At 72.1% G+C, this 24,298-nt stretch carries 23 protein-coding genes and 1 tRNA gene; 16 read left to right on the top strand and 8 right to left on the bottom strand.

The window, feature by feature from the left end; translation table 11 throughout:
- The first annotated feature begins 234 nt into the window (after positions 1-234).
- Positions 235-1,482 carry an MFS transporter gene (locus QSK39_RS03085; RefSeq protein WP_285477915.1) on the top strand — a complete coding sequence of 416 codons (1,248 nt, stop codon included), beginning with the start codon at positions 235-237 and terminating at the stop codon, positions 1,480-1,482.
- Between the two features lie 332 nt (positions 1,483-1,814).
- Entirely contained in the window at positions 1,815-3,257 is a 1,443-nt protein-coding gene (locus tag QSK39_RS03090) for a sensor domain-containing diguanylate cyclase (protein ID WP_502873238.1), read from the top strand.
- Positions 3,258-3,566: 309 nt separating this feature from the next.
- Here QSK39_RS03090 and QSK39_RS03095 read toward each other — a convergent pair whose 3' ends face one another.
- A complete protein-coding gene (locus tag QSK39_RS03095) occupies positions 3,567-4,433 on the bottom strand; it encodes a hypothetical protein (RefSeq protein ID WP_285476139.1) in 867 nt (288 codons plus the stop codon).
- 196 nt (positions 4,434-4,629) lie between these two features.
- Here QSK39_RS03095 and QSK39_RS03100 point away from each other — a divergent pair, with 196 nt between their 5' ends.
- From QSK39_RS03100 to QSK39_RS03110, 3 genes are all read left to right on the top strand, one after another.
- Positions 4,630-6,783, top strand: a complete 2,154-nt coding sequence (locus QSK39_RS03100; RefSeq protein ID WP_285476140.1) for a phospholipase A2 family protein — start codon at positions 4,630-4,632, stop codon at positions 6,781-6,783.
- 144 nt (positions 6,784-6,927) lie between these two features.
- Complete coding sequence (locus tag QSK39_RS03105) at positions 6,928-8,583, top strand: LCP family protein (RefSeq protein ID WP_502873239.1); 1,656 nt, start codon at positions 6,928-6,930, stop codon at positions 8,581-8,583.
- 239 nt (positions 8,584-8,822) lie between these two features.
- Positions 8,823-9,293: a helix-turn-helix domain-containing protein gene (locus tag QSK39_RS03110; RefSeq protein ID WP_285476141.1), complete on the top strand. Its 471-nt coding sequence runs from the start codon at positions 8,823-8,825 to the stop codon at positions 9,291-9,293.
- Between the two features lie 47 nt (positions 9,294-9,340).
- Here QSK39_RS03110 and QSK39_RS03115 read toward each other — a convergent pair whose 3' ends face one another.
- Positions 9,341-10,798, bottom strand: coding sequence for a flavin-containing monooxygenase (locus QSK39_RS03115; RefSeq protein WP_285476142.1), 1,458 nt, complete (start codon positions 10,796-10,798; stop codon positions 9,341-9,343).
- Positions 10,799-10,871: 73 nt separating this feature from the next.
- Between QSK39_RS03115 and QSK39_RS03120 the strand changes: the two genes are divergently transcribed.
- Positions 10,872-11,471, top strand: coding sequence for a TetR/AcrR family transcriptional regulator (locus QSK39_RS03120; RefSeq protein ID WP_285476143.1), 600 nt, complete (start codon positions 10,872-10,874; stop codon positions 11,469-11,471).
- A gap of 209 nt (positions 11,472-11,680) precedes the next feature.
- A complete protein-coding gene (locus QSK39_RS03125) occupies positions 11,681-12,133 on the top strand; it encodes a hypothetical protein (protein ID WP_285477919.1) in 453 nt (150 codons plus the stop codon).
- A gap of 2 nt (positions 12,134-12,135) precedes the next feature.
- Here the strand turns inward: QSK39_RS03125 and QSK39_RS03130 are convergent, their stop codons facing one another.
- Complete coding sequence (locus QSK39_RS03130) at positions 12,136-12,357, bottom strand: DUF3618 domain-containing protein (protein WP_284745720.1); 222 nt, start codon at positions 12,355-12,357, stop codon at positions 12,136-12,138.
- 98 nt (positions 12,358-12,455) lie between these two features.
- Between QSK39_RS03130 and QSK39_RS03135 the strand changes: the two genes are divergently transcribed.
- A tRNA-Leu gene (locus QSK39_RS03135) sits at positions 12,456-12,529 on the top strand.
- Between the two features lie 120 nt (positions 12,530-12,649).
- Here QSK39_RS03135 and QSK39_RS03140 read toward each other — a convergent pair.
- The gene (locus tag QSK39_RS03140; RefSeq protein ID WP_285476144.1) at positions 12,650-13,501 is read right to left on the bottom strand and encodes an NAD(P)H-binding protein; all 852 of its coding nucleotides are present in this window, start codon (positions 13,499-13,501) and stop codon (positions 12,650-12,652) included.
- Positions 13,502-13,585: 84 nt separating this feature from the next.
- On the opposite strand from QSK39_RS03140, the gene QSK39_RS03145 reads away from it, so the two are divergent.
- The gene (locus QSK39_RS03145; RefSeq protein WP_285476145.1) at positions 13,586-14,512 is read left to right on the top strand and encodes an AraC family transcriptional regulator; all 927 of its coding nucleotides are present in this window, start codon (positions 13,586-13,588) and stop codon (positions 14,510-14,512) included.
- Here the strand turns inward: QSK39_RS03145 and QSK39_RS03150 are convergent.
- Positions 14,505-15,452: a saccharopine dehydrogenase NADP-binding domain-containing protein gene (locus tag QSK39_RS03150; protein ID WP_285476146.1), complete on the bottom strand. Its 948-nt coding sequence runs from the start codon at positions 15,450-15,452 to the stop codon at positions 14,505-14,507. The two genes, QSK39_RS03145 and QSK39_RS03150, sit on opposite strands and share 8 nt — an antisense overlap.
- A 70-nt stretch (positions 15,453-15,522) precedes the next feature.
- Here QSK39_RS03150 and QSK39_RS03155 point away from each other — a divergent pair, with 70 nt between their 5' ends.
- Positions 15,523-16,440: a helix-turn-helix domain-containing protein gene (locus tag QSK39_RS03155; protein ID WP_285476147.1), complete on the top strand. Its 918-nt coding sequence runs from the start codon at positions 15,523-15,525 to the stop codon at positions 16,438-16,440.
- Between the two features lie 8 nt (positions 16,441-16,448).
- Entirely contained in the window at positions 16,449-17,207 is a 759-nt protein-coding gene (locus QSK39_RS03160) for an NAD(P)-binding domain-containing protein (protein ID WP_285476148.1), read from the top strand.
- Here QSK39_RS03160 and QSK39_RS03165 read toward each other — a convergent pair.
- On the bottom strand, positions 17,201-18,283 hold the full coding sequence (locus QSK39_RS03165; RefSeq protein WP_285476149.1) for an aldo/keto reductase: 1,083 nt from the start codon (positions 18,281-18,283) through the stop codon (positions 17,201-17,203). The genes QSK39_RS03160 and QSK39_RS03165 overlap by 7 nt on opposite strands.
- A gap of 141 nt (positions 18,284-18,424) precedes the next feature.
- Between QSK39_RS03165 and QSK39_RS03170 the strand changes: the two genes are divergently transcribed.
- The 5 genes from QSK39_RS03170 to bcp all read left to right on the top strand — a co-directional run bounded on the left by QSK39_RS03170 (position 18,425) and on the right by bcp (position 21,788).
- Entirely contained in the window at positions 18,425-19,318 is an 894-nt protein-coding gene (locus QSK39_RS03170; RefSeq protein WP_285476150.1) for an AraC family transcriptional regulator, read from the top strand.
- Positions 19,319-19,367: 49 nt separating this feature from the next.
- A complete protein-coding gene (locus QSK39_RS03175) occupies positions 19,368-20,249 on the top strand; it encodes a hypothetical protein (protein ID WP_285476151.1) in 882 nt (293 codons plus the stop codon).
- Positions 20,250-20,383: 134 nt separating this feature from the next.
- Positions 20,384-20,566 (top strand): hypothetical protein, encoded by a 183-nt coding sequence (locus QSK39_RS03180; protein WP_285476152.1) that lies wholly within the window; start codon positions 20,384-20,386, stop codon positions 20,564-20,566.
- Positions 20,567-20,758: 192 nt separating this feature from the next.
- Positions 20,759-21,298 (top strand): hypothetical protein, encoded by a 540-nt coding sequence (locus tag QSK39_RS03185; RefSeq protein WP_285476153.1) that lies wholly within the window; start codon positions 20,759-20,761, stop codon positions 21,296-21,298.
- A gap of 16 nt (positions 21,299-21,314) precedes the next feature.
- Complete coding sequence (bcp, locus tag QSK39_RS03190; protein WP_285476154.1) at positions 21,315-21,788, top strand: thioredoxin-dependent thiol peroxidase; 474 nt, start codon at positions 21,315-21,317, stop codon at positions 21,786-21,788.
- 51 nt (positions 21,789-21,839) lie between these two features.
- Here the strand turns inward: bcp and QSK39_RS03195 are convergent, their stop codons facing one another.
- Together QSK39_RS03195 and QSK39_RS03200 are read right to left on the bottom strand one after the other, a co-directional pair.
- Positions 21,840-23,597 carry a sensor histidine kinase gene (locus QSK39_RS03195; protein ID WP_285476155.1) on the bottom strand — a complete coding sequence of 586 codons (1,758 nt, stop codon included), beginning with the start codon at positions 23,595-23,597 and terminating at the stop codon, positions 21,840-21,842.
- The gene (locus tag QSK39_RS03200) at positions 23,587-24,282 is read right to left on the bottom strand and encodes a response regulator transcription factor (protein WP_285476156.1); all 696 of its coding nucleotides are present in this window, start codon (positions 24,280-24,282) and stop codon (positions 23,587-23,589) included. The genes QSK39_RS03195 and QSK39_RS03200 overlap by 11 nt, the downstream gene beginning before the upstream one ends.
- Positions 24,283-24,298 lie beyond the last annotated feature (16 nt).

The following is a 24,298-nucleotide window of genomic DNA, read 5'->3' on the forward strand; positions in this document are numbered from 1 at the left end:
GCCGCTCTGCGCCGAGCGAATCCGGTTCGATCAGTCCGGAGGTACCCGCGAGCCGGTCACGGCCAACCGCGACGCCGGTCGGGCGGGCGTAACCCGATCGGCTCCGAACCGGATGGTCGTGCGCGTTCCGGGGACACCGCCGCGTAATCGGCGGCATACTGTCAGTGCTTCCGGGTGGTCAGCCGTGACTCCCCCGGATGGGGTCGTCACTGGCGAGGCACAATGCGACGATCCATATTCACTCGATCGGGGGACGGTGGTTACGAGGTGACGACGCGCGCGACCCCCCGGCTCCGGGCCGTCCTGGCCAACCGGGAGTTCCGCGCGCTGTGGTTCGCCGAAACGCAGTCGATGCTCGGCGACCAGCTGACCATCGTCGCGCTGGCCATCCTGATCTTCGACCGGACCGGCTCGCCGCTGCTCTCGGCGGTCGTCTACTCGCTGACGTTCCTGCCCGCGCTCGCCGGCGGACTCGGGTTGTCCCAGCTCGCGGACCGGTTCCCGCGCCGCGCGGTGCTGGTGGCGGGCTCCCTGGCGCAGGCCGTGCTGATCGGCCTGATGGCCGTGCCCGGGATGCCGATGGGCTGGCTGTTCGTCCTCTTCGTCTTCGCCCGGCTGGCGAACGCGCCGGGCAACGCGGCGCAGAACGCGCTCGGCCGGGAGATCTTCACCGACGACGACGTCTACCTGCAGAGCCAGGACCTGCGCGGGATCACGAACAACACGGCGATGCTGGCCGGCCTCGCCGCCGGCGGCCTGCTGGTCACCGGGATCGGCACGTCGTGGGCACTGGCGATCGACGCGGTCACGTTCCTCGTCGCCGCCCTCGCCGTGCGGCTGGCGGTGCTGCGGCGACCGGCCGCGGGTGACGGCGGCGCCCCCTGGTTCGGCGCCGTCCGGCAGGTTTTCGGCGACGAACGGCTCCGCGTGCTGCTCTACCTGTCGTGGCTGGTCGGCCTCGCGGTGATCCCGGAGGGTCTCGCCGCGCCGCTCGCCGCACAGCTGGGCGCCGGCGAGGCGGCGGTGGGCTGGCTGCTGGCGGCCGATCCGCTGGGCTTCGTCGTCGGGACGTTCCTGCTTTCGCGGTTCGTCTCGACGGAGCACCGGCGCCGGCTGCTGGGGGTGCTGGCCGCGCTGCCGCTGGCCGCGCTCGCGGCGTTCGCGCTGCAGCCGAACCTGGCGTTCGCGCTGATCCTGCTCGCGCTGGCCGGCGCGACGGGTGCGTACGTCATCACGGTCTCGGCCACGTTCATCACGTGGGTGCCCAACGACATCCGGGGCAGCGCCGGCGGGCTCTACCGGACCGGGCTGCGGGTGGCCCAGGGCGTGGGCGTCGGCATCGGCGGGCTGGTGGCCCAGTGGGCCGGATCCGCGAACACGACGATCGCGCTCGCGGGGGCGGTGGGGCTGCTGCTGGCCGTCCCGGTCGCGCTGTCGTGGCGCCGGGTCGGCGGGGTGGAACCGGAGTCACCGCCGTCATGAGCGGGGAACGGGATCTCCCGGGCGGGACGGATCACCAGTCACGGTTGGCCATCGGGTGCCACCTCTCCGTGCGGGCAAGATCATGAATAGCATTCGCGGACGTCGTGGGCGACAATTCGCGGGTGGTTCAGAAGTCGCGGTTGCTCATGGGGGCCACCTCCGTGCGGGGAGAGTCTTGCAGAACCTTTTGCGCCGTGTTCCCGGCAGTTCCTCCGGGGACTCGGCAGGTCTGTTGCTGTGGGATGGTACCCGGCCGGGGAATGCGTGAACACTCTGCCAGGTACCGATGAGATTACTCAAGGCAGCAAGCGGGCCGGAAAGGAGGTGACCAATTGCATCCAGGACCCGACGGCGACCCGGACGAGCCGGCCCCGGCGCAGGCGCACCCCGGCGAGACCGTCGCCCCCGGCGCGGCGGAACCGGGTGTGACCACGGACGGGCCGGCGACCACGACCGGTGGTCCACTCGCGACCGCCCGCAGCGGTCACCCGTACCGGCCGCGCAACTGGGCCCTGTGGCGGCGCCGGCCGGTGCAGGTCGCGTTCATGCTCGCGGCCGAAGCCGTCGCGGTCGCGATTCTCGCCGTCGCTTTCGCGCGCTCGCCGATTCCGTCCGGAAACGACTGGATCAATTTCGCGATTCTGGCGGCGGGTGCCACGGTGCACATTCAGCTGACGCAGCGCCAGGAAGAACGGCGGCGCAACCGGACGAAAACGGTGCTGATCGACCTCACCGCCGTCTGGACGTTTTCCGCCGCGATGATCCTGCCGGTTCCGCTCATTCTGTTCGTCATCGCGGTGATCCGGGCGCAGCACTGGTTCATCGCCCGGCGCCCGGCCCACAACTTCGTTTTTTCGTCGATCACGCACGGCCTCGCGGGCACGCTCGCGCACGTCACGTACACGTCGCTCGGGCCGCACCTGCTGGGCCCGCCGGACTGGAGCGGCTTCCTCCGCGAGTTCGGGACGATCGTGCTCACCGGGGCCATCTACGAGGCGATCCAGATCGCGTACGTGGGCGGGGTCCTGCTGCTCGGATCCCCCGCCGGGCGCACGGTTCGTAACGTCCTCGGCAGCCCCGCCGACAACACGCTCGAAGCGATCACCATCGGCCTGGGCGCGGTGACCGCGATCCTGCTCGCCGCCGTGCCGCCGATGGTGGCGGTGATGGCCGTGGTCACCGTGGTCTTCAATCGCCTCGCGGAACTCGAGCAGCTCCAGAACGACGTCCGGACGGACCCGAAAACCGGGATTCTCAACATGCGCGGCTGGTCGGAGTCGGCCGAGCGAGCGCTGGAACGGACCGCCCGATCGGGTGATCAACTGGCGCTGCTGATGGTCGATCTCGATCACTTCAAGTGGATTAACGACACCTATGGTCATCCGGCGGGCGACGACGTGCTCCGGACGGTTGCGCAAACCCTCGACGAAGTGACTCGGCCGAGCGACTTGGTCGGCCGTTTCGGCGGCGAGGAATTCCTCATTCTGCTCCCGGACATCGACGAAGAGTCGACGTGGGACGCGGCCGAGCGCATCCGCGTGGCGATCGCCAAGCTGCACATAGTGACAACGGACAAACGCGGCGACCCGGCCACGATCGCCGACCGGACCACGTCGATCGGAGTAGCCCGCCACCCCCGCCACGGCGACACGCTGGAGAGACTGCTGCAGTCAGCGGACGCGGCGGTGTACTTGGCCAAGGAGAACGGCCGCGACCAGGTGTGTTTCGCCCCGGACACCCCGGACGGAGGTCTCCCGGTACCGGCGGCTTCGTGAGGTGACGCCGGTGTGCGGTAGGGAGCGGGGTTCCGGCTGGGCGCGCCTCCGGCTGAGGATGGCCGGCCCGCTCACCGTCGGTGAGCTCTCTCGGCCGCGCGCGTCGGCCGGCCCGTTCACCCCGGCCGCGTGCGCCCGGCGGAACCGCGAGGGCCGATCGCCCCGGCCGCCCACTCGGCCAACTCACCCGGGTCGCCCCGGTCAGCCAGATCGGCGCGGCCGGACCGGCTGCCTGGTCGGCCGGTCAGCCAGATCGGCGCGGCCGGGCCGGCTGCCTGGTCGGCCGGCGGAAGGAACCGCGAGGCCCGGTCATCCCCCCAACCGGACCGTGAGCTCCAGCTTCACCAGCACCTCCGCAGAAGTCCCTGCCGCCGCCGGGGCGAGGCTCAGACGCTCGCCGCGGTACCCCGCCGACTCCAGTCTCAGCACCCTCGCCCCCGGTGCCGGGCGGGGGTGGCACCAATGGCGGACCATCCCCGTGCCGTCCGGGTCCTTGCCCACGATGAGGTACTCGTGGCCGAGGTCGTCGGAGACCCGGCCGAGGCCGTTCCACCACAGCGCCTGCACGGCCAGGCTGCCGCCGTCGCGGACCAGCTCCACCGGTGGATCCGCGCGGATGCCGACCCGGAAGCCCCGCTCGCCGACGCGCACCGAGCGGACGTCGAGGAAACCGCTGCCTGCCGGGCTCCGCCGGGGCAGTACCTCGCGGCCGCCCTCGCCGGGCTCCGGTCGCGGCAGCAACGCCGCTACCGCCAGCTCCGCCGCCCGGCGACCGTCTTCGCCGTCCGGGGCCGGCGGGACCCCGCGCAGCTCGGCCGCGAGCAGCCGGGCCCCCACGGCCTCGGCCCAGCCCAGCGCCGCCGCCAGCAGGCCCGGCTCCGCTCTCAGCCTGCCGAGCAGCGCGCCGCGCCGCCGTCCGCTGAACCGGGCCGCCCGGACCAGCCGGGCCGCCTCCGGACCTCGGACCTCCGGGCCGAACACCCCCGTCATCGCCCGGTCGAGCGCCCGCAGCTGCGCGGCCAGCACCACCCGCACGACCGCCGCGGGACAACGCACGGCCAGCTCCGCGGGCGAGCACTCGCGCAACGCCCGGGCGAGCACCGCCAGCTCGGGCGGGACCGGACGCAACGCCGCGCCCGGCGCCAGCCGCCGCAACGCGCACACCGTGTTTTCCACGGGCGCTGAACGCCCGCGGGGATCCGTCGAGCCCACTGCACGCCCTCCTGCCGCACCCCCGCAAGCCGATTCTCGCCGCCGAACGCCCGTCGCGGAACGTAAGAAAGGGCAGCCCCGCGCGCCACCCGATCGGGCAGCGGGATCCCGGGGGTTAGCCCCGTGTCGCCGCCGCGGCGGGGCTGGCACCCTTGAGTCCATGCCAGCCCCGACCGAGCCGTCTCGTGTCCGCCGACCCTGGTCGACGTCCGGCTGGCTGCTGCTGGTCCTGCTCGTCGTGTTCGCCTTCGGCCTGATCGCCTCGCGCCCGCCGTCCCCGCCGGACCAGGGCCCGCCCACCGGGGACGTGCTCGCCGCGCAGAACGCCATCGAGGCGCTGGTCCACCCCGGCCCGCACCCGGACGCGCTCGCGCGGCTGCCGAAGGACTTCACCGCGCTCAGCGGCGTCACCCCCGGCGCGATGCCGGCCCGCGACGGCACGGTCCGCGCCGTCCACGTCGACGGCGGCTGCTCGACGCCGTGGGGCGACGACAACACCAAGTGGGACTACGCCGTGCCGTGCAAGGCCCACGACCTCGGCTACGACCTGCTGCGCTACGCCGACCGCAAGGGCCACCCGCTCGGCCCGGAGGTCCGCGAAGCCCTCGACAACCAGCTCTCGTACGACATGCACCACGCCTGCGACCTCAACCCGATGGGCTCCGCGGGCACCTGCCGGGTCGTCGCGTCCTTCTACTCGGCCGGCCTGGTCGTCAACTCGTGGCACCAGCGCTGGGGCCCGCCGGTCGGCGACCCGATCGGCCCCATGGTCGCCGGCGTGCTCGTCATCGCCTGCCTGCTGGTGGTCCGGCTGCGCGGCTGGCTGCGCGCCCGCCGCGAGCCGCGGGTCCCGGCGCCGGTGACCGTCCCGGCGCCGGTGAGCCGGTGGGCGCTGCTCGGTGCCGGCGGGGTGGTGCTCCTGCTCGTCGGCGAGTCGGTGACGGCGCTCGCGCACTGGGCCGGGGCACCCGAGACGTCGCTCTGGCCGCTGACCTGGCTCGCCCAGCTCGCCCCGCTGATCTTCTTCGCCGGCGGCCACGCCAACGCGGCCGGCTGGCGCACCGAACAGGACCACGGCGGCGGGTACCGCCACTACCTGGCCGAACGCGCCAGCCCGCTGTTGCGCCCGGCGCTGATCTTCGCCGTCGTCGCCCTCCTGACGCCGCTCGCGCTCGAGCTCCTCGGCATCCCGGCCGGGACGAACGCGACGGTCATGCGGATCGCCCTGCACCCGCTGTGGCTGCTCGGCGTCTACCTGCTGACGATCGTCTGCGCGCCCCCGCTGCTGGCCCTGCACCGGCGCGCCCCGGTGAGCGCGGCGGCCGGGCTGCTGGCGCTGGTCGTCACCGGCGAAGCCGCCGCCGACCTGACCGGCTCGCCGCTGCCCCGCTTCGCCGCGACGTTCGCCCTCGCGCTCCTCGCCCAGCAGCTCGCCTTCGCGCACGCTGACGGCGTACGCCCGTCACGACGGCTGCTCGCCGCGGCCGCCGCGACCGGTGTCGCGGGCCTCGCCGTGGTGAGCGTCCTGCGGGACGGGCCGCCCGTCCTGCTCGGCAGCCCGGGCGCCCCGGCCGCGTTCTCGGCCCCGCCGTGGGGCGTGCTGCTGCTCGGCCTGGTCCAGCTCGGCGTGCTCGGGCTCCTGGCCGGGCCGCTCGGCAGGCTCGGCGACCGGCCGCGCGTCGCCGCCGCGTGCCGGTTCGTCGTGCGCGCGCCGATGAGCCTCTACCTGGCATTCCTCGCCGCGATGCTGCTGCTCGTCGCCGTCGTCTACCTCCCCGGCCGGATCGCCGACGGGCTCAGCTGGCTGATCCGGCCGCGCACGCTGGTCGCGGTCGGGCTGCTCGCGGTGCCCGCGACGCTCGTGTTCTGGTGGTTCGAACGGCACGGCCACCACGGGCGGCGGCCCCGCGCGGCCGAGCTGCCCGGCCGCCGGACGGTGCTGCTCACCAGGGCCGCGGCCGGGTTCGGCATCGGCTACGCGACGCTCGGCGTGTTCGGCTTCGCGCTGACCCGCTTCGGCGGGGTGGCCGCCGACGCCGACCTGCTGGGCCTGCGGCTCGACCCGATCCAGAGCCTGGTGCACCTGCTGCTCGGGGTGTTCCTGCTGCACACGATCCGGCTCGGGGCGGGCGCGGCGACCGGCACCTGGCTCACCACGGCGCTGGCCTGCGCACCCTCGCTCCTGTTCGCCGACGGCGGCGGCACGTCGGAGCTCCTCGGCGTGACGCTCCACGCGGCGACGGCCGGGTTCGCCCTGCTCGCGACGGCGGGCACCCTGCTGCCGGCCCGCAGGCCGGCGAACGCGACGTCCTGACCAGGCGAAACCGGCGGACCTGCGGGAAACTGGGTGGTGCGTGACACATTCACAGGGGGATGTGTAACGCTACGGCAACCCGGGGAAGGCACCATGCGTCCCATCCCCTGGAAGGACCGATCGAAGCAGTGAGGAGTCGCCCGCGTGGATCACCCGCCTCGGAACGGGCAAGGCGACCGCCGCCCCGCCCGGCCCCGGCAGGACGAGCCAGGCCGGCGCACCCCGCCACCGCGCCGCCCGGCGCCCCGCCGCGAGCCGGTGGACGCGCGCCGCACGGCACCGCCGGCCCGCCGTCCTCAGCCGCGCCCGGCCCCGCGGGCCCGCCGCAACTCCTTCCGCGGCGCGAAGATCGCGCTGGCCGTCGTGTCCCTGCTGGTGATGGGCCTGACCGGGTACGCGTGGGCCGCCATGCAGGGCCTGGTCAACGGGCTGAACTACGCGAACGTGATCAGTGACGGCGGCGGGGGCGACAAGCCCGCCGACGGCGCCCGCGACATCCTGCTCGTCGGCCTCGACAGCCGGACCGACGCCCAGGGCAACCCGCTCTCGCGCGAGGTGCTCGACGAGCTGCGTGCCGGCGACTCCGACGGCGAGCTCAACACCGACTCGCTGATCTTCGTGCACATCCCGAACGACGGCAGCAAGGCCGTCGCGATGTCGCTGCCGCGCGACTCCTACGTCGACATCCCCGGCTACGGCAAGCACAAGATCAACTCCGCCTACGCCCGCGCGATGCTGCAGGCCCGCAAGGACCTGCAGAAGCAGGGCGTCACCGACCCGAAGGAGCTCGACGTCAAGGCCAACCAGGCCGGGGCGAAGGAGCTCATCGAGACCATCGAGAAGCTCACCGGGTCCACCATCGACAACTACGCCGCGGTCAACCTGCTCGGCTTCAGCGACATCACCAAGGCCATCGGCGGCGTCGACGTCTGCCTCAACAACAACGTCAAGGACCAGTACTCCGGCGCGAACTTCACCAAGGGGCAGCACACGATCTCCGGTGTCGAGGCGCTCGAGTTCGTCCGGCAGCGCCACGGCCTGCCCAACGGCGACCTCGACCGGGTCGTCCGCCAGCAGGTGTTCATGGCCGGCATGGCCCGCAAGGTGCTCTCGGCCGGCACGCTGACCAACCCCGGCAAGCTGTCCGACCTGATCGACGCCATCAAGAAGTCGGTCGTGCTCAACCAGAACTGGGACATCTTCGGGTTCGCCCAGCAGATGAAGGGCCTGACCGGCGGCCAGCTCCAGTTCCGCACCATCCCGGTGAAGAACGTCGAGTACAAGACCCCCGAAGACGGCGTCGCCATCCAGGTCGACCCGGCCGAGGTCAAGCAGTTCGTCCAGAGCCTCGCCGGGCCGCAGCCGGGCCAGACGGCGCCGCCGGCCCAGCAGGCCGACCCGGCGAACAAGGCGACCACGGTCGACGTCCGCAACGCCTCCGGCAAGACCGGCCTGGCCGCGAGCGTCGCCAAGACCCTCGAGGGCAAGGGCTTCACCTCCGGCGACACGGCGAACGCGACCTCGCGCAAGACGACGGTCATCTGGGTCCCCAAGGGCGGCAAGGACAAGGGCCAGGCCGTCGCCGACGCGCTCGGCGGCTCGCCGACGGTCCAGGAGGACAAGAGCGTCCAGGCGGGCCACGTGATGGTGTTCCTCGGCTCGGACTACCAGGGCACGAGCTCCGACGCGGGCGCCGGGTCCGGCGCGGCCGCGGGTTCGCCGTCGTCGGCGGCCGCCCCGCCGCCGGCCGCCGAAGAGGACAAGCCGATCACCGCCGAAGGCGTTCCCTGCGTCAACTGAGCCGACCGTCCATCAGGGACACTGAGACCGTTTTTGGTGCCTGCAAAGTGCAATTTGCAGACGTGGTCACCTGCCGTTAACCCGTTCGGCCTAACTCGCGCAATCGGTATCAAAGACATGCCCGGAATCGCGTAAGGCCCGGGCTCCTGCGCACTTACATACAGGAGAGGGTGCAGCTGCACGGGAAAGTCATCACCGCCGTGCAGGTGCCGCGGGAGAGCACGGCAGGGGACATTGATGTGCTGATCGACGCTGAGGACTATCAGCGGATACTCGGAGACGAGCTCCGCAAGCTCAGGCGCAGCCGCGGGTGGACGCGCAAGGAGCTGAACCAGCACCTGCAGAGCGAGATCTCGCTGCAGACGCTGGCCACCTACGAACTGGGCACCAGACAGTGTTCCGTCGTGCGCCTGGTCGAGCTGTGCGTCGCGATGGACGAGCTGCCCCAGGACCTGCTGGCCAAGGTGCACCGCCGGGTGTTCGTCGACGAGCCCGGCCGGGTCCGCGTCGACCTGCGCAAGGTCGTCGCCGACGCCTCCCCGGAGCTGCTTCCGTTGCGCCGCTGGGCCGAGGACCGGCTCCGCCAGGCCGGCGAGCACGGGGCCGCCGAGGTCGCCCTCGACCTGCCCGCCCTGGAGCGCATGGCCGAACTGTGCGGGCTGCCGACCGTGGACCTGATCGGCCGCCTCCGCCGGTACGTCTCCCGCTGATCCCCGCGGTCCCCACCGGCCTCCTCCGCCGGTGGGGACCCACCCGGTCAGCCGACCAGGAAGTCCTCGCGCCGCACCTTCCGCGTGTCCAGCCAGTACCGCCAGGTGAAGCCCGGCCAGATCGTCCGGTTGACGCCCTTCGCGTCCAGGTACCAGCTCTTGCAGCCCCCGCGCGTCCAGATGCCCTTCGCCAGCTTGCGCTGGATGGCGACGTTGAACCGCTCCTGCACCTCGGGCTTCGGCTCGATGGCCTTGCCCCGGGCCAGCCGCAGCGCCTCGGCGACGTAGGAGATCTGCGCCTCGATCATGAACACGACGGAGTTGTGCCCGAGACCGGTGTTCGGGCCGAGCAGGAAGAACAGGTTCGGGAAGCCGGCGACGGTGATCCCGAGGTGCGTCCGCATCCCCTCGGTCGCCCACTCCTTGCCCAGGTTGCGCCCCTCGCGCCCGACGATCTCCAGGTCGTCGAAGGCGTCGGTGACGTGGAAGCCGGTGCCGTAGACGATGACGTCGGCCTCGTGCTCGACGCCCGCGGCGTCCACGACGCTGCGCTCGCGGACCTCCTGGACGCCGTCGGTGACGACCTCGACGTTGTCCCGGGCCAGCGCCGGGTAGTAGTCGTTGGAGATGAGCACGCGCTTGCAGCCCATGGTGTAGTCCGGGGTGACCTTGCGGCGCAGCGCCGGGTCCTTGATGGCGCCGTCGATGTTGCGCTTGGCCAGGCGCTGCCCGATCTTCATCACCCACGACTGGCCGTTGAAGCCGATCGCGCGGGCTTCGAGCAGCCAGTAGAGCAGGTTCCGGTAGGCGCGCTGGGCCGGCGGGAACGCCTTGAACAGCGCCCGCGTGCGCCCGGACATCTCGTGGTCGGCCTTCGGCATGATCCACGGCGGCGTGCGCTGGAACAGCGTCAGCTCCCCCGCCTCCGGCGCGATCTTCGGCACGAACTGGACCGCGCTGGCGCCGGTGCCGATGACGGCGACCTTCTTGCCCTTCAGGTCGACGTCGTGGCGCCACCGCGCCGAGTGGAACGCCGGGCCGGCGAAGTTCTCGATCCCCGGCAGCTCCGGGATCTGCGGCAGGTGCAGCGCCCCGACCCCGGCGACCAGCGCGGCCGCCACGAACTCGTCGCCGTCCCTCGTGGCGACGTGCCAGCGGTTCTCGTCGGCGTCCCAGCGGGCGCCGGTCATCTCCTGCCCGAAGCGGACGAAGCGGCGCAGGTCGTGCTTGTCGGCGACCTCGCGCATGTACCGCCAGATCTCCGGCTGCGGCGAGTAGGCCCGCGACCAGCCCGGGTTCTGCTCGAAGGAGAACGAGTACATGTGCGACGGGATGTCGCACGCGCACCCGGGGTAGCTGTTGTCCCGCCACGTGCCGCCGACGTCGTGCGCCTTTTCGAGGATGACGAAGTCGTCACGCCCCTCCTTGCGCAGCTGGATCGCCATGCCGAGACCGGAGAACCCGGTCCCGACGATGACGACCCCGGTCTCCGTGCGGTTGCCCATCGCGCCTCCCGGTTTGCCTGTTACCCGTCGTCCAGCTTACTCAGAGTAGGTTACTACCGGTAGAGTGTCGCCCGTGACCACCGCGAAGCGCAAGCGCATGCCCCGGGCCGAGCGGATGCGGCAGATGGTCGAGGTCGCCGAGCAGGTGTTTTCGGCCCGCGGCTACGCGGCGGCGTCCATGGACGAGATCGCCGAACTCGTGGGCGTCTCCAAGCCGATGCTCTACGAGTACTTCAACTCGAAGGAAGGCCTCCTGCTGGCCTGCATCCGCGAGTCACGCTCGGTCCTGCGCGAGGTCACCGAACAGGCCACAGTCGGCGCGGAGACCGCCGAGGACGCACTGCGCCGCGGCCTGCTGGCCTTCTTCGTCTTCATCCGCGAACGACGCGAGGCGTGGTCGCTCCTGCGGCACGAGATGGCGCTGATCGGCACGCCGGCCGCCGACGAGGTCGAGGAGACCCGGCGCCAGCAGACCGACCTGATCGCCGCCCTGATGAGCGGCCACTTCGACAGCGGCGACGACCTGCGGGCCGAAGCCGCCGCGGAATTCGTCGTCGGCGCCTGCGAACGGCTCGCGATCTGGTGCGAACGACACGATGAGGTGAGCCCCGAAATGGCCACCGAATACGCCATGGACGTGCTGTGGAGCGGCCTCCGGCACCGTGCACGGTAACCTGCGCGTGCATTAGGCCATTCGGTCGTTACTCAGCGCTGTCGTGTCGTGTGACACAGAGTTGCTCTACGGTACTCAAGACACGGTAGAAAGTGTGCTGGACCTTCACGGCCGAGAGGGGGCGCGGCAGCGCGGTTCCGAAAAGCAGCGTCATGGAATCGCACCGACCGCGTCACGGTTGTGAAGGCATGGAGAGGGGCGTGAGGCAGATGGTGGAAGCGATCACGGCGACGTACGTCCAAGAGGACGCCGACTGGGCGATCACGGTCAGCGGCCGCGGCAAGGAGCTGACCGCCCGCGCACCCGGCATCATCGCCGCGCGCGACCGAGCCGACCAGCTGGTGGAGGAACTCGGCGGCGACGGCAGGAACACCGTCGTGCACCTGCTCAACGGCAGCGCGCTCGACTTCACCCAGACATACATGACGGCCCGGCTGACGCTCCCGAAGCAAGCGCCACTCGAGGTCCCGCCGCCCGGCAGCGTGCCGAAGCAGCAGACCACCGAGAAAGCCCCGGACACCACCCCGGCGCCGGCAGCGCCGGCCGCCGAGAAGAAGCCGGCGCTGCCCCCGAGCAAACAGCTCCCCAAAGCAGTCGAGGAGAGCAAACCGGCCGCCGAGCCGGCCCCAGCCGCCGAGAAAGCGGCCGAGGCCCGCGCCTAGCGCTACTTGAGCAGCTTGCGCACCAACAGGACGAGCACGAGGATGCCCCCGCCGATCAGCGGGTACTTGACCTTCGGATTGTCCAGCTTGGCACGCAGGCCGTCCTTCGCCGACTCCGCCAGCTTCTTCGGGTCGGCCTTGACGGTCAGCTGATCCAGCGTCGCGGCCAAGGCCGTCCTGGCCTGCTCGATCTCACGCTCGATCGTCTCGGGATCGCGGGCCACGTGTCCTCCTCGCCGCAGGGACTTCCACAACCCAACTTAGTCGACCGCCCCACCGCCGCCGCACCGGCCACGCCGCACGCTACGCTTCCGGATGCTGAGGGCCCGTAGCCCAATTGGCAGAGGCACACGGTTTAGGTCCGTGCCAGTGAGAGTTCGAGTCTCTCCGGGCCCACTCGCTTCAGTCCTTGCTCGGCGCTTCGCGCCTGCGCCGGACTTTCGCTTCGTCGTCTTCTCTGGGGGTGCAACCCCCAGACCCCGCCCGGCGGGCTTCGCCCCCGGACCCCCTTCGTGGTCACCTTTGGCTTGTTGGCTGCCAGTTTTCGGTTGCGTACGCCTTCAGCGTTCGGGGTTTTCTGCCTGTCAGGTGCTCGAAGTCGTTCGTCAGCTCGGTGAATACTCCTGCTCGGACCAAGGTGAACAGGTGCAGCATGTGGTTTATCCATGCTTCGGGGCGGCCTGATCTTGCGAAGTGCCTGCGGTGCTCTTCCTCCGTTGCGTCTTTGTGGTGGATGGGGCGGCCTGATGTCTCTGCCAGGACCTCTGCGACCTCTCCGAAGGTCAGCTGCTCTGGGCCTGTGATCGTGTAGCTGCGGCCTTCGTGGCCCTTGGTGGTCAGGACCTTCACCGCCGCCTCTGCCAGGTCGCGGGTGTCCGTGAAGCCGACCCTGGTTTTGCCGCTTCCTGCGTAGAGCTCGTTCTTCTCGCGTAGGGCCCTTGCGAAGACCCACTCGTCCTCGTCGAAGTTCTGCATGAACCAGCTTGGGCGGAGGATCGTCCACTGCTTGCCTGAGTGCTGGACTGCCAGCTCTACCGCTCGGCGGGGTGCGTGGTCCGGGGTTCGGTCGACTCCTGCCGCTGACATCAAGACCACCTGTCTCACCTGCGGGATCGTGGCCAGGAAGCTCTTGATGATTGCCGCTGCCTTGTCGTCGCTGTCCAGGCCTTTCAGGAACACCGTCTCCGCCCTGCCCACCGCTGGTGCCCAGGTCCTCTTGTCGTACCAGTCGAACCGCACCGGGGTTGCCCCGGCGGTTGGCTGGGCGGGGTGGCGGCTTGCTGCCCGGATCGGTACCTCCGCCTCCGTCAGTGCCTCTGCCACTCTGCGGCCGGCCTTGCCTGTTGCTCCTTCGATCCACACCGTCATCTCTTCAAGTTAGGGATCTTTGGTGAGACGGTGAATGGCTCAAACGCGCGTTGTGTTGTCCCAGCGTCTCGCTAGGGTGGGCCTGTGGATGTACTTGCGGATGTTCTTGCCGCCCTGCGTGCCGGTACGCCCGTTGCCGCTCACACCGAGGCCTGTGCGCCTTGGGGGCTGCGGTTCGATCACACCACCGGTGCCGCCTTTCACGTTGTGCTGGCCGGTACCGCCTGGCTGGCTCCGCTGGTTGGGGGTCCGGAGTTCGAGCCGGTTGCGCTCGGGGCGGGGGATGTCGTCCTGCTCGGCCGGGGGGTTCCGCACGCCATGACCTCTGCGCCCGGCGCCGCTCTGGTCGACTTCCGGCCTACGCGTCCTTCGCCCGCTACGCCCTTCGGGCGCGTCTCGCTCCCTGGCTCCGGGGCCCGCGCGACGATCGTCTGCGGGGCCTACCGGTTGCGGCGGCATCGGCCGCACCCGCTCCTGCGAGACCTGCCCGAGGTCGTGCACCTGCCCGCCGTGCCCGGTCGGCATCCCGGGCTGCGCGCGATGGTGCAGCTCCTCGGCGACGAGCTCGACGCGCACCCGCCCGGGGCCGCCGTCGTGGCGCCCTCGCTGGTCGACGCCCTGCTCGTCTACATGCTCCGCGCCTGGCTGAGCGAGACCGCCGGCGCGCCCGGGTGGTCGGGTGCCCTCGCCGATCCCGTGACGGCCCGGGCACTGGCCGCGATCCACAGCGACCCGGCCCGCGCCTGGACCGTCGAACAGCTCGGTGCCGCCGCCGGCCTGTCCCGCGCCGCGTTCGCCCGGCGGTTCACCGCCCTCGTCGGCGAGCCGCCGCTGACCTACCTCACCCGCTGGCGGATGACGACCGCCGCGCGGCTCCTCCGCGACACCGACAAGCCGCTGGCGCAAGTGGCCACCGCCGTCGGGTACGGGTCGGCGTTCGCCTTCGCCAAAGCCTTCCGGCGCGAGTACGCGACGACCCCCGGTGGCTACCGCGGCGCCACGCTCAGCTGAGTTCGACCGAAACGCGCGGGGCCAGCGCGCGCAGGAAGTCGGCCGCGTCGAAGATCTCCCCCGCCGTCGCGACGCCCTTCGCCGTCGTCCGTCCACTCAGGATCCGGTCCACCGCTTCGACCGCGAGCGGCGCGCTGACCGCGTAGATGTCCTCCCCGCGGGCGACGGCCCGGCGCTCTTCGCCGCCGGCGCGCACCACGACGTCGACCACGAAGCTCTCGGCCGAGTCGCGCTCGGCGGCCGCCGCCAGGCCGTTCGCCGCGTCGACCGTCAGGTACGACGTCACGGACGGAACCGCCAGGTGACGCGGGATCGTCACGATGTCGGCCATCGAGAACTCGCCGAGCACCGGCCGCGTGCCGAGCGGCTCGGGGAACGCCCACTCCAGCGTCGGCAAGGCGTCGTCGCGGTGCTCCAGCCGCCCGCCCGCGAACCGGATGCGCTTGCTGCCCCGGCGTTCCCGGGACACCCGCCCGGCCGCGAGGGTCCCGGGCGTCGGGTGCCAGCCGCTCAGCCCGTACGCGACGTGGATCTCCTCCGCCGCCGTCCAGTCGGCCATCGCCGCGGTGGCCAGCAGGTCGCCCAGGCCGCCGAAGAACGCCATCGCGGGCACCACCACGGTGTCGACGTCCAGCGCGAAGGTGTCGAGGTTGGCTTCGATCTCGGCCGCGACATCCACGTACGGGACGCCGGCGCGGGCCGCGGCCTCGACCACCGGGATGGCCGTCGCCGCGAACGGGCCCGCGCAGTTGATCACGGCCGCTACGCCGTCCAGCGCGCGATCGAGCGACGCCGGGTCGTCGACCGACGCCGGCCGTCCGCCCGGCAGCCGGGCCGCGTCGCGGCCGGACAGAATGGGTTCGAAGCCGCGTCTGCGCAGCTCAGCCACGACGAAGCGCCCTGTGTGGCCGTAGGCGCCGTACACCAGTACCGAAGTCATGACGCCATCCTCGCGACGGTTTCGCTTCGGTGACAGTGTCCGGAACGACGGGATGCGTACACTTTCGGACATGCACGCAGTCGCGCTGGCCGCCACCGACGGGATGCTGTCGTTCGAGCTGACGATCGCGTCCGAGGTCTTCGGCGAGGATCCGCGGTACGACTTCGCCGTGTGCGGCTCCGGCCCGGTGCGGGTCGGCCGGTTCCTCCTGGACCCCGACGACGGGCTCGACCGGCTGGCGCGCGCCGGCACGGTGCTCGTGCCCGGCTGGGCCGACGTCGACGCGGACCCGCCGCCCGACCTGATCGAGGCGGTGCGGGCGGCGCACGCGGCCGGCGCGCGCGTGGCGTCCCTCTGCACGGGCGCGTTCGTGCTGGCCGCGGCCGGGCTGCTGGACGGGCTCCGCGCGACGACGCACTGGGCGCACACCGGCGTCCTCGCCGCCCGGTTCCCGCGGGTCACGGTGGACCCGGACGTGCTGTACGTGGACAACGGCAGCGTGCTGACGTCGGCGGGCAAGGCCGCGGCGATGGACCTGTGCCTGCACCTGGTCCGCGCCGACCACGGCCCGGCGGCGGCCAACGCGGTCGCCCGCCGCCTGGTGGTGCCCCCGCACCGGGCGGGCGGCCAGGCCCAGTACGTGTCGGCCCCGGTCCCCGCCCGCGACGACCACCCGCTCGCGGAGCTGCTCCCGTGGATCACCGCCCGGCTCGACCAGCCGCTGACGGTGGAGGACCTGGCCCGCCAGGCGAAGGTCAGCACCCGCCACCTGACCCGCCACTTCCACGCGGCGACGGGCACAACGCCGCTGCAGTGGCTGCTGGTCCAGCGGATCCGCCGCGCGCAGGAACTGCTGGAGCGGACGGACTCGGGGATCGACACGATCGCGGCGGCGGTCGGCATGGGCACGGCGACGACGTTGCGCAGGCACTTCAACCGCACGGTGGGCGTGCCCCCGGACACCTACCGGCGCACCTTCCGCGGTTAGGGTTCGCCATGCAGTCGTACGGGTTCGTGGGTACCGGCGAGATCACCGCCGCCATCGTCGAAGGCCTCAGCGCGGGCGTCGCCGAGCCGCCCGCCGTCTTCCTTTCGCCGCGCAACCACGACATCGCGCACGACCTCGCCGCGCGGTTCCCCAACGCCGAGGTCTGCCGCGGCAACCAGGAAGTGCTCGACCGCGCGACCACCGTCGTCGTCGCCGTGCGCCCGCAGGTCGTCCAGGATGTCTTGGCGGACCTTACTTTCCGTCCCGGGCACGTCGTCGTGAGCGCGGTCGCCGGCGTCCGCCTGAGCCTGCTCGCGGACCGGGTCGCCCCGGCCACGCGGATCGTCCGGTCCATTCCGCTGCCGACCGCGAGCCGCCGGGCCAGCCGCACCGCGATGTTCCCCGACGACGCCTCCGCGCGGGCGCTCTTCGAGAGCGTCGGCGACGTCGTCGTCCCGGCGGACGAAGCGACCCTCGCCACCTTCAGCGCCGCGACCGCCACCTTCGCCGCGCACCTCGGGCAGCTCGCCGCCATCGCGGACTGGATGGCCGGGCACGGCGTCGAACCGGCGGACGCCGACGCCTACATCGCCCACGTCTACGGCGAACTCGGCCGCACCCTCGCCCACCACGACGGGACCATCGAAGAGCTCGCCGCCCAGCACATGACGCCCGGCGGCATCAACGAGCAGTTCCGGGCGACCATGCGGGACGTCCCCACGAAGCGCGGCCTCGACGAAGTCCTCGCCCGCCTCGAAGGTCAGTAGCGCACGTCGCTCTGCAGCAGCGGCGGGTACACAGTGGACGGTTCGCCGTCGACCGTCGTGCCCGCGAACTGGAGCATCGCGCGCTGGGCGCCGTGCATCGGGGCCGGGTAGTCCAGCGCCGGGGCCGAAACCTCGTCCAGGCGCGCCAGGTCCGCCGCCGAGAGCGTCACGTCCAGGCCGGCCAGGTTGCCGGTGAGGTGCTCCAGCCGCCGGGCGCCGACGATCGGGACCACCGTCCCGGGCCGGGCACGCAGCCACGCCAGGGAAACCGCCGCCGAAGTCGTCTCCAGTGCCGAAGCGATCGAAGCGACGACGTCGATGACGGCGTACTCCTCGTCGGACGGACCGCCCACGAACGCCGTGCGAGCGGAGTCCGTCACCGACGTGTCGCGCCGGTACTTGCCCGACAGGAAGCCGTTCTTCAGCGGGCTCCACGGCGTCAGCGCGATGCCCTGGTCGAGCGCGAACGGCGCCAGCTCCCCCTCCACCGTCCGCGCCAGCAGCGAGTACTCGACCTGCAGCGCGACCAGCGGCGTCCAGCCCCGCAGCAGCGCCGTCGTCTGGGCCTGCGCCGTGACCCACGCCGGGGTGTTCGAGAAGCCGACGTACCGGATCTTGCCCGCGCGCACGAGGTCGTCGAGGGTGCGCAGGGTCTCCTCGATCGGCGTGTGGCGGTCCCAGTTGTGCAGCCAGTACAGGTCGAGGTGGTCGGTCCGCAGCCGCCGCAGGGACTCCTCGAGCTGGGCGATGATCGACCCGCGGCCCGCGCCGCCGCCGTTGGGGTCGCCCGGGTGCATGTTGCCGAAGAACTTCGACGCGAGCACCACGTGCGAACGCAGGCCCGGCCGCGCCGCGAAGAAGTCGCCGAGGATCTTCTCCGAGTGGCCGTTGGTGTAGAAGTTGGCCGTGTCGACGAAGTTCCCGCCGGCGTCGAGGTAGGTCTGCAGGATCTTCTCGGACTCCTCGACGCTGCAGCCGGCGCCGCCGGGGTCCTCGCCGAAGGTCATCGCGCCGAGCGCGAACGGGCTGACGCGCAGCCCGGAGCGGCCGAGGGTGACGTAGTGGTCGAGTGGCATGGAACTCTCCTCAGGTGTCGGATTGACCACCACCAGGAAACCGTGGAACCCCAGCTCGACGGTAGATCGATCGACGCTGACTCTTGCACGATCCTGCCGACTTCGATTGTCACCGGCAAAGCGTCGTGCTTTCCTTGAAGAGTGCTGACCGAGCTGCGCGACCTCGTCGCCACCCACGCGCGCGCCGACCTGCGCACGCCGATCCCGGGCCTGCTGCTGTCCGAAGTGGACACCAGCGAGCCGCACCACTCGCTGGCCGAGCCGCTCCTGGTCGTGATGGCCCAGGGCGGCAAGCGCCTGCTGCTCGGCGAGCAGGTGCACGAGTACCGCGCCGGGCAGTACCTGCTGGTCAGCACCGATCTGCCGGTGACCGGCCACTTCGTCGGCGCGACGCCGCAGACGCCCGCGCTGGGCGTGGGGCTGGCCCTGCGGCCCGCGGCCATCGCCCCGCTGCTGCTCGAAGCCCCGCCCGGCCGGTTCTCGCGCACGCCGCCGGCGTCACCGATCGCGACCGGCGACGCGAGCCCCGAGCTGCTCGACGCCGTCGTCCGGCTGGTGCGGCTGCTCGACCACCCAGCCGACGCACGCGTGCTCGCGCCGCTGATCGAGCGGGAGATCCTCTGGCGGCTGCTGACCGGCCCGCACGGCGGCCTGGTCCGGCAGATCGGCCTGGCCGACAGCGGGCTGGCGCACGTCGGCCGGGCGATCCGGTGGATCCGCGAGAACCACACCGAGCCGATGCGCGTCGACGAGCTCGCGAAGCTGAGCGGGATGAGCCCGTCGGCGTTCCACCGGCACTTCCGCGCGGTCACGGCGATGAGCCCGCTGCAGTTCCAGAAGCGCATCCGGCTGCAGGAGGCCCGCTCGCTGCTGCTGGCCGACGCGGGCGACATCGCGGGCGTCGGGCACCTCGTCGGCTACGACAGCCCATCGCAGTTCAACCGCGAGTACCGCCGCCTGTTCGGCGCCCCGCCGGGCCAGGACGCGGCGCGGCTGCGTGCGGCCGCCGCCCCCGCCGGGCCGCGGCTGCCGTGAGGTCCGATCCGTTCAAGACGCGCGGGGACCGCGGTGCGACGCTGGGCGCATGGCTGTGAACCTTTCCGCGGCGGCGTCGTTCATGGCGACGCACGCCCGGCTCCTCGACCGACGCCGCTTCGAGCTGCTCAGCGGCGAACCGAACGCCGACGCCGTGCTGGCCGCCGTCGACGGCTACCGCAATCCCGACGGGGGCTACGGCTGGGGCCTCGAGCCCGACCTGCGGGCGCCGGAGAGCCAGCCCGGTGGCGCCCTCCACGCCTTCGAGGTGTTCGAAGAGACCGGGCCCACTCCGCACGCGGCCCTGCTCTGCGACTGGCTGGCCTCGGTGTCCACACCGGACGGCGGGCTGCCCTTCGCCCTGCCGGTGGCGGATCCGGCGGGCTGCGCGCCTTTCTGGGTCCAGGCCGACCCTGCGGTCGCCACGCTGCAGAGCACGGCGTTCGCCACCGGGGTCGCCCTGCGCGTCGCCCGCACCGACCAGGCGGTGCGCGAACACCCGTGGCTCGCCGCGGCGACGGAGTACTGCTTCCGCGAGATCCGCGCCCTGACCGAGGCGCCGCACGCGATCGCGTTGTCCTTCGCGGTGGGCGCCGTGGACGCGGCCCACGACTTCCACGCGGAGGCGGCCCCGCTCCTGGACCGGCTGGCCGCGTACGTCTCGCCCGACGGCCTCGTCCCGGTGGCCGGCGGTTCGGACGGGGAAACGCTGCGGGCACTGGACTTCGCGCCGCTGCCGGACCGCCCGGCCCGCGCGTTGTTCAAGGACGCCGTGATCGACGCGGAGCTGCAGCGGCTCGCCGACGGGCAGCAGGACGACGGCGGCTGGCGGGTCGACTACGCGAGTTATTCGCCCGCGGCGGAGCTCGAATGGCGCGGCTACGCGACCGTCCGCGCGGTCTCGATCCTGCAGCGCAACGGAGTGCTCTGACGATCTACACGAGCGACGTCGTCGTTCACTCGCCCGTGGCACGTGGTGTCACGGGCGGTGAGCGGTCACGCGCCTTTCCGTGCGCGCGGCCGTACCCGTACTGTGACGGGGAAGCCGGTGCCCGGAGGTGAAGCATGTCGTCGCGCAGCCCGTTGAGCTGGTTCACCCGCTGGGCCGACTGGTTCGAGGAGCGCGGTGTCTACGTGCCCGGCGAGGAGAGCCGCGCGGTCGACCCGATCCGGGATTTCGGCTGGTTGATGGCGTCGTGGGTGGTCGGCGTGGCGATCTTCATCCTGCTGTTCGCACTCGCGGTTTAAGTGGCATATCGACGGTGATTGTCACCACCCGTGCCTTTCCGGTCACGGATTGGCCACGGCGCGGCACCAGGTGCGCGACAACCCCCCGTGTCCGCTCGTAACCACGCGCGATCACGGCCAGAGTGGAGCGGGTTCGCCCGGCACGCCCCGTTGCCGAACGGCACCCCCGACCCGCCGACTGGAGTACCCGCGATGGCGCTCGCGCGCACGTGCAAGATCATGTTCACCACAGGACTGCTTTCCCTGGCGGTGGCGTGCGGGGTCCCTTCGGCGCAGGAGGGCACCGCGGCCCTCGGGGCGGGCGGCGGGCAGGCGGGCGCCAGCGCGGCGCAGGCGGGCAACGACCTCAAGTTCGGCGCCGACCACCGGTTCGCCAGCGGCGTCACCATTTCGGTCGGCTCGCCGGAGTCGTTCAAGCCCAGCGCGTCGGCGTACCCGCGCGGCCCGCGCGGCGCGGCCTTCGACGTGGAGCTGACGAACGACGGCGCGACGACGTACAAGCTCTCGGGCCTCACCGTCACCGCCACCGCGGCGGGTGCCCCGGTCAAGCAGGTCGTGGACACGACCCAGGGGTTCACCGGCATCGCCGACGCGGGCAAGGACGTCCAGCCCGGCCGCACGGTGCACGTCACCCTCGCGTTCGCGGTACCGCAGGAGCCGACGCAGCTGCGGCTGCAGATCCGCCCGAGCGCGACCGAGGCCGCCGCGGTCACCTACTGCGGTCCGGCCTGACGCTACGCTCGGGTCCATGACCGAGCGACTTTCCCCCGGCGACGAAGCCCCGGACTTCACCCTGCCCGACAGCGAGGGCAAGGACGTCTCGCTGCGCGACTTCCGCGGCAAGTCCGTCGTCGTGTACTTCTACCCGGCGGCGAGCACTCCGGGCTGCACCAAGCAGGCCTGCGACTTCCGCGACAACCTGGCGGAGCTGAACGACGCCGGCTACCAGGTCATCGGCATCTCGCCGGACAAGCAGGCGAAGCTCGCGAAGTTCGTCGAGAACGAGAAGCTGACGTTCCCGATGCTGGGCGACCCCGACAAGGGTGTCATCGAGGCGTGGGGCGCGTACGGCGAGAAGAAGAACTACGGCAAGACGTACCTGGGCGTGATCCGTTCGACGTTCGTCGTCGACGCCGAGGGCAAGATCGCCCACGCCTTCTACAACGTCCGCGCGACCGGGCACGTGGCGAAGCTGATCCGCGATCTGGGCCTGGCTTCCTGATCACCGCCTGACCGCGCGCGGTCCTCTTCGGCCCGCAGTTCACGACGGCGATCACCCAGCCGCGGTACCGGCGGGCAGCCGCAGCGTGAACGTCGAACCCTGACCGGGCACGGACTCCGCCGTCGCCGTTCCCCCATGGGCTTCCGCGAGCTTCCGCACGATCGCCAGCCCGAGACCGCTGCCGCCGGTGGTCCGGGTCCTGGCCTTGTCCGCCCGCCAGAACCGGTCGAACACGTGCGGCAGGTCCTCGGCGGCGATCCCGGCGCCGGTGTCGGCGACCTCGATCACGACGTCGTCGCCGTCCCGGCGCCCGCGGACCTCCACCGAGCCGCCGGCCGGGGTGTGCCGGACGGCGTTCGACACCAGGTTGCCGACCGCCTGCCGCAGCCGCACCGGATCAGCCGTCAGCGAAAGCGGGCCGGCCGCGGCCGTGAGCGACACCTCCGCCGGCCGGAAAGCCGCCACGACCTGGGCCAGCAGCGCCGCCACGTCGACCGGCTCCGGGTGCAGCCGCAGCGCACCGGCGTCCGCGAGCGCGAGGTCCTGCAGGTCGTCGACGATGTGCTGCAGGTGGACGGCCTCCTCGAGCAGCGAGTCGACCAGTTCGTCGTCGAGCCGGCTGATGCCGTCCTGGGTCGCTTCCAGCCAGCCGCGGATGTTGCTCAGCGGCGTGCGCAGCTCGTGCGCGATGTCGCTGACCATCGCCTTCCGGGTCTCCTCGAGCCGCTCGCGGCTGGCCGACATGGCGTTGAACGCCGTCCCGAGCCGCGCGATCTCGTCGCGGCCGCGGACCTTGACCTGCGCGCCGCTCTCGCCGGCCTCCATCCGCTGCGCCGCGCCGGTGAGCGCCCGCAGCGGGCGGATCAGCCGGAGTCCGGCGAACGCCGTGACCAGCAGCGTCAGCAGCAGGATCCCGCCGGCGACCTGGAAGAGCCGGACCTGGTTCTCCGGCGACAGCGTGAAGCCCGCGGGAGGCTCGCCCGACGGCGCGGTGAGGTAGAGCGACGCCGCCGGCGCCACGAACGGCGTCAGCTGCTCGCGCCGCGCCGCGTTCAGGCACGACCGCACGGCCTGCTCGGACTCCTCGGCCGCGACGCCCTTGTGCACCCACGTGAAGTCGAGCAGGACCTGCACCTGGGCCAGCGGCTTCGACTCCGGGCCCCGGTTCAGGCAGGCGTTGACCAGCGTGGACAGCTGGTCCAGCGCCGTCTGCTCGGTCTTCGTCGGCCGGCTGAGCGCGGTGCCGTTGCAGGAGGAGAGCACGAACGGGTCGGCGCCCTCGATCCGCGGGTGCCCGCCCGGCGACGTCTCGACCGAGCCGAGGCCCGAGCGGCCCTGCACGCACCGCAGCACGCGCTGGGCGACGGCGGCGAGGTTCGCGCGGTCGGCCTCGGGCAGCGCGTACGGGCCGACCGCGTCCGGGTCGATCCGGTCGGCGGTGGTGTCCTGGCCGAGCCCGGAGTCGACCGACAGCGGGTCGACGACGATCGAGGGCCGCAGCGGCAACGGCCGTCCGTCGGTGGCCGAATCCGCGATCGGCGTGCCGTCGGTCAGCGTCAAGGCGATGCGGCGGCCGGTGGTCGCGGCGGTGCCGCGCAGCTGGTCGCCGACGTCGTGCCAGCTCGGGTGCGTGGCAGCGTACTTCAGCAGCCCGCGGTAGATGTTCCCGTCGTCGGCCAGGGCCTGGCCCTGCTCCTGCTGGATCGCGCCGGACGTCGTGCGCGCGGCGAGCCACGCGGTCGCGGCGATCGACGCCACCGCGACCAGCGCCGACAACACGAACAACCGCAGGAGGAGGCTACGGCGCATCGGCGCCCGCGGTCAGCTTGTAGCCGACGCCGTAGACGGTGAGCAGCCGCGCCGGGCGCCGCGGCTGCGCCTCGATCTTCTTGCGCAGGTTCATCACGTGGACGTCGATCGCGCGCTGGGTGATGAACCGGTCGAAGCCGTGCAGGTGCTCCAGCAGCTGGCCCCGGGTGAAGACGCGGTCGGGCTGGGCCGCCATCAGCTCCAGCAGCCGGAACTCCCCCGGCGTGCAGTCGATCGGCCGCCCGTCGACGGTCACCTCGTGGCGCAGCGGGTCGACGGTCAGCGAGCCGACGCGCGCGACGCCGCTGCCGGGCCGGGCGGGCGCGGCCCGCCGCAGCAGCGTCCGGATCCGGGCCATCAGCTCGCGCGGGCTGAACGGCTTGGTGACGTAGTCGTCGGCGCCGAGGTCGAGCCCGGCGAGCAGATCGTCCTCTGTGGACCGCGCAGTGAGCATGAGCACCGGCAGGTCGGACTCCGCCCGCAGCGTCCGGCAGATCTCCAGGCCGTCCACCCCGGGCAGCATGACGTCGAGCACGAGCAGGTCGGGCGGGTGCCGGCGGACGAGGTCCAGCGCGTCCGCGCCGTCTCCGACGACGACCACGGTGTGGCGCTCCCGCTCGAGGTAGCGCCGGACGAGCTCCGCCTGCTTGGCGTCGTCCTCGGCCAGCACGATGTGGGCGCACATGATCCCGAGCATAAGC

The organism is Amycolatopsis sp. NBRC 101858, from assembly GCF_030269325.1.
Lineage (GTDB): Bacteria > Actinomycetota > Actinomycetes > Mycobacteriales > Pseudonocardiaceae > Amycolatopsis > Amycolatopsis ponsaeliensis.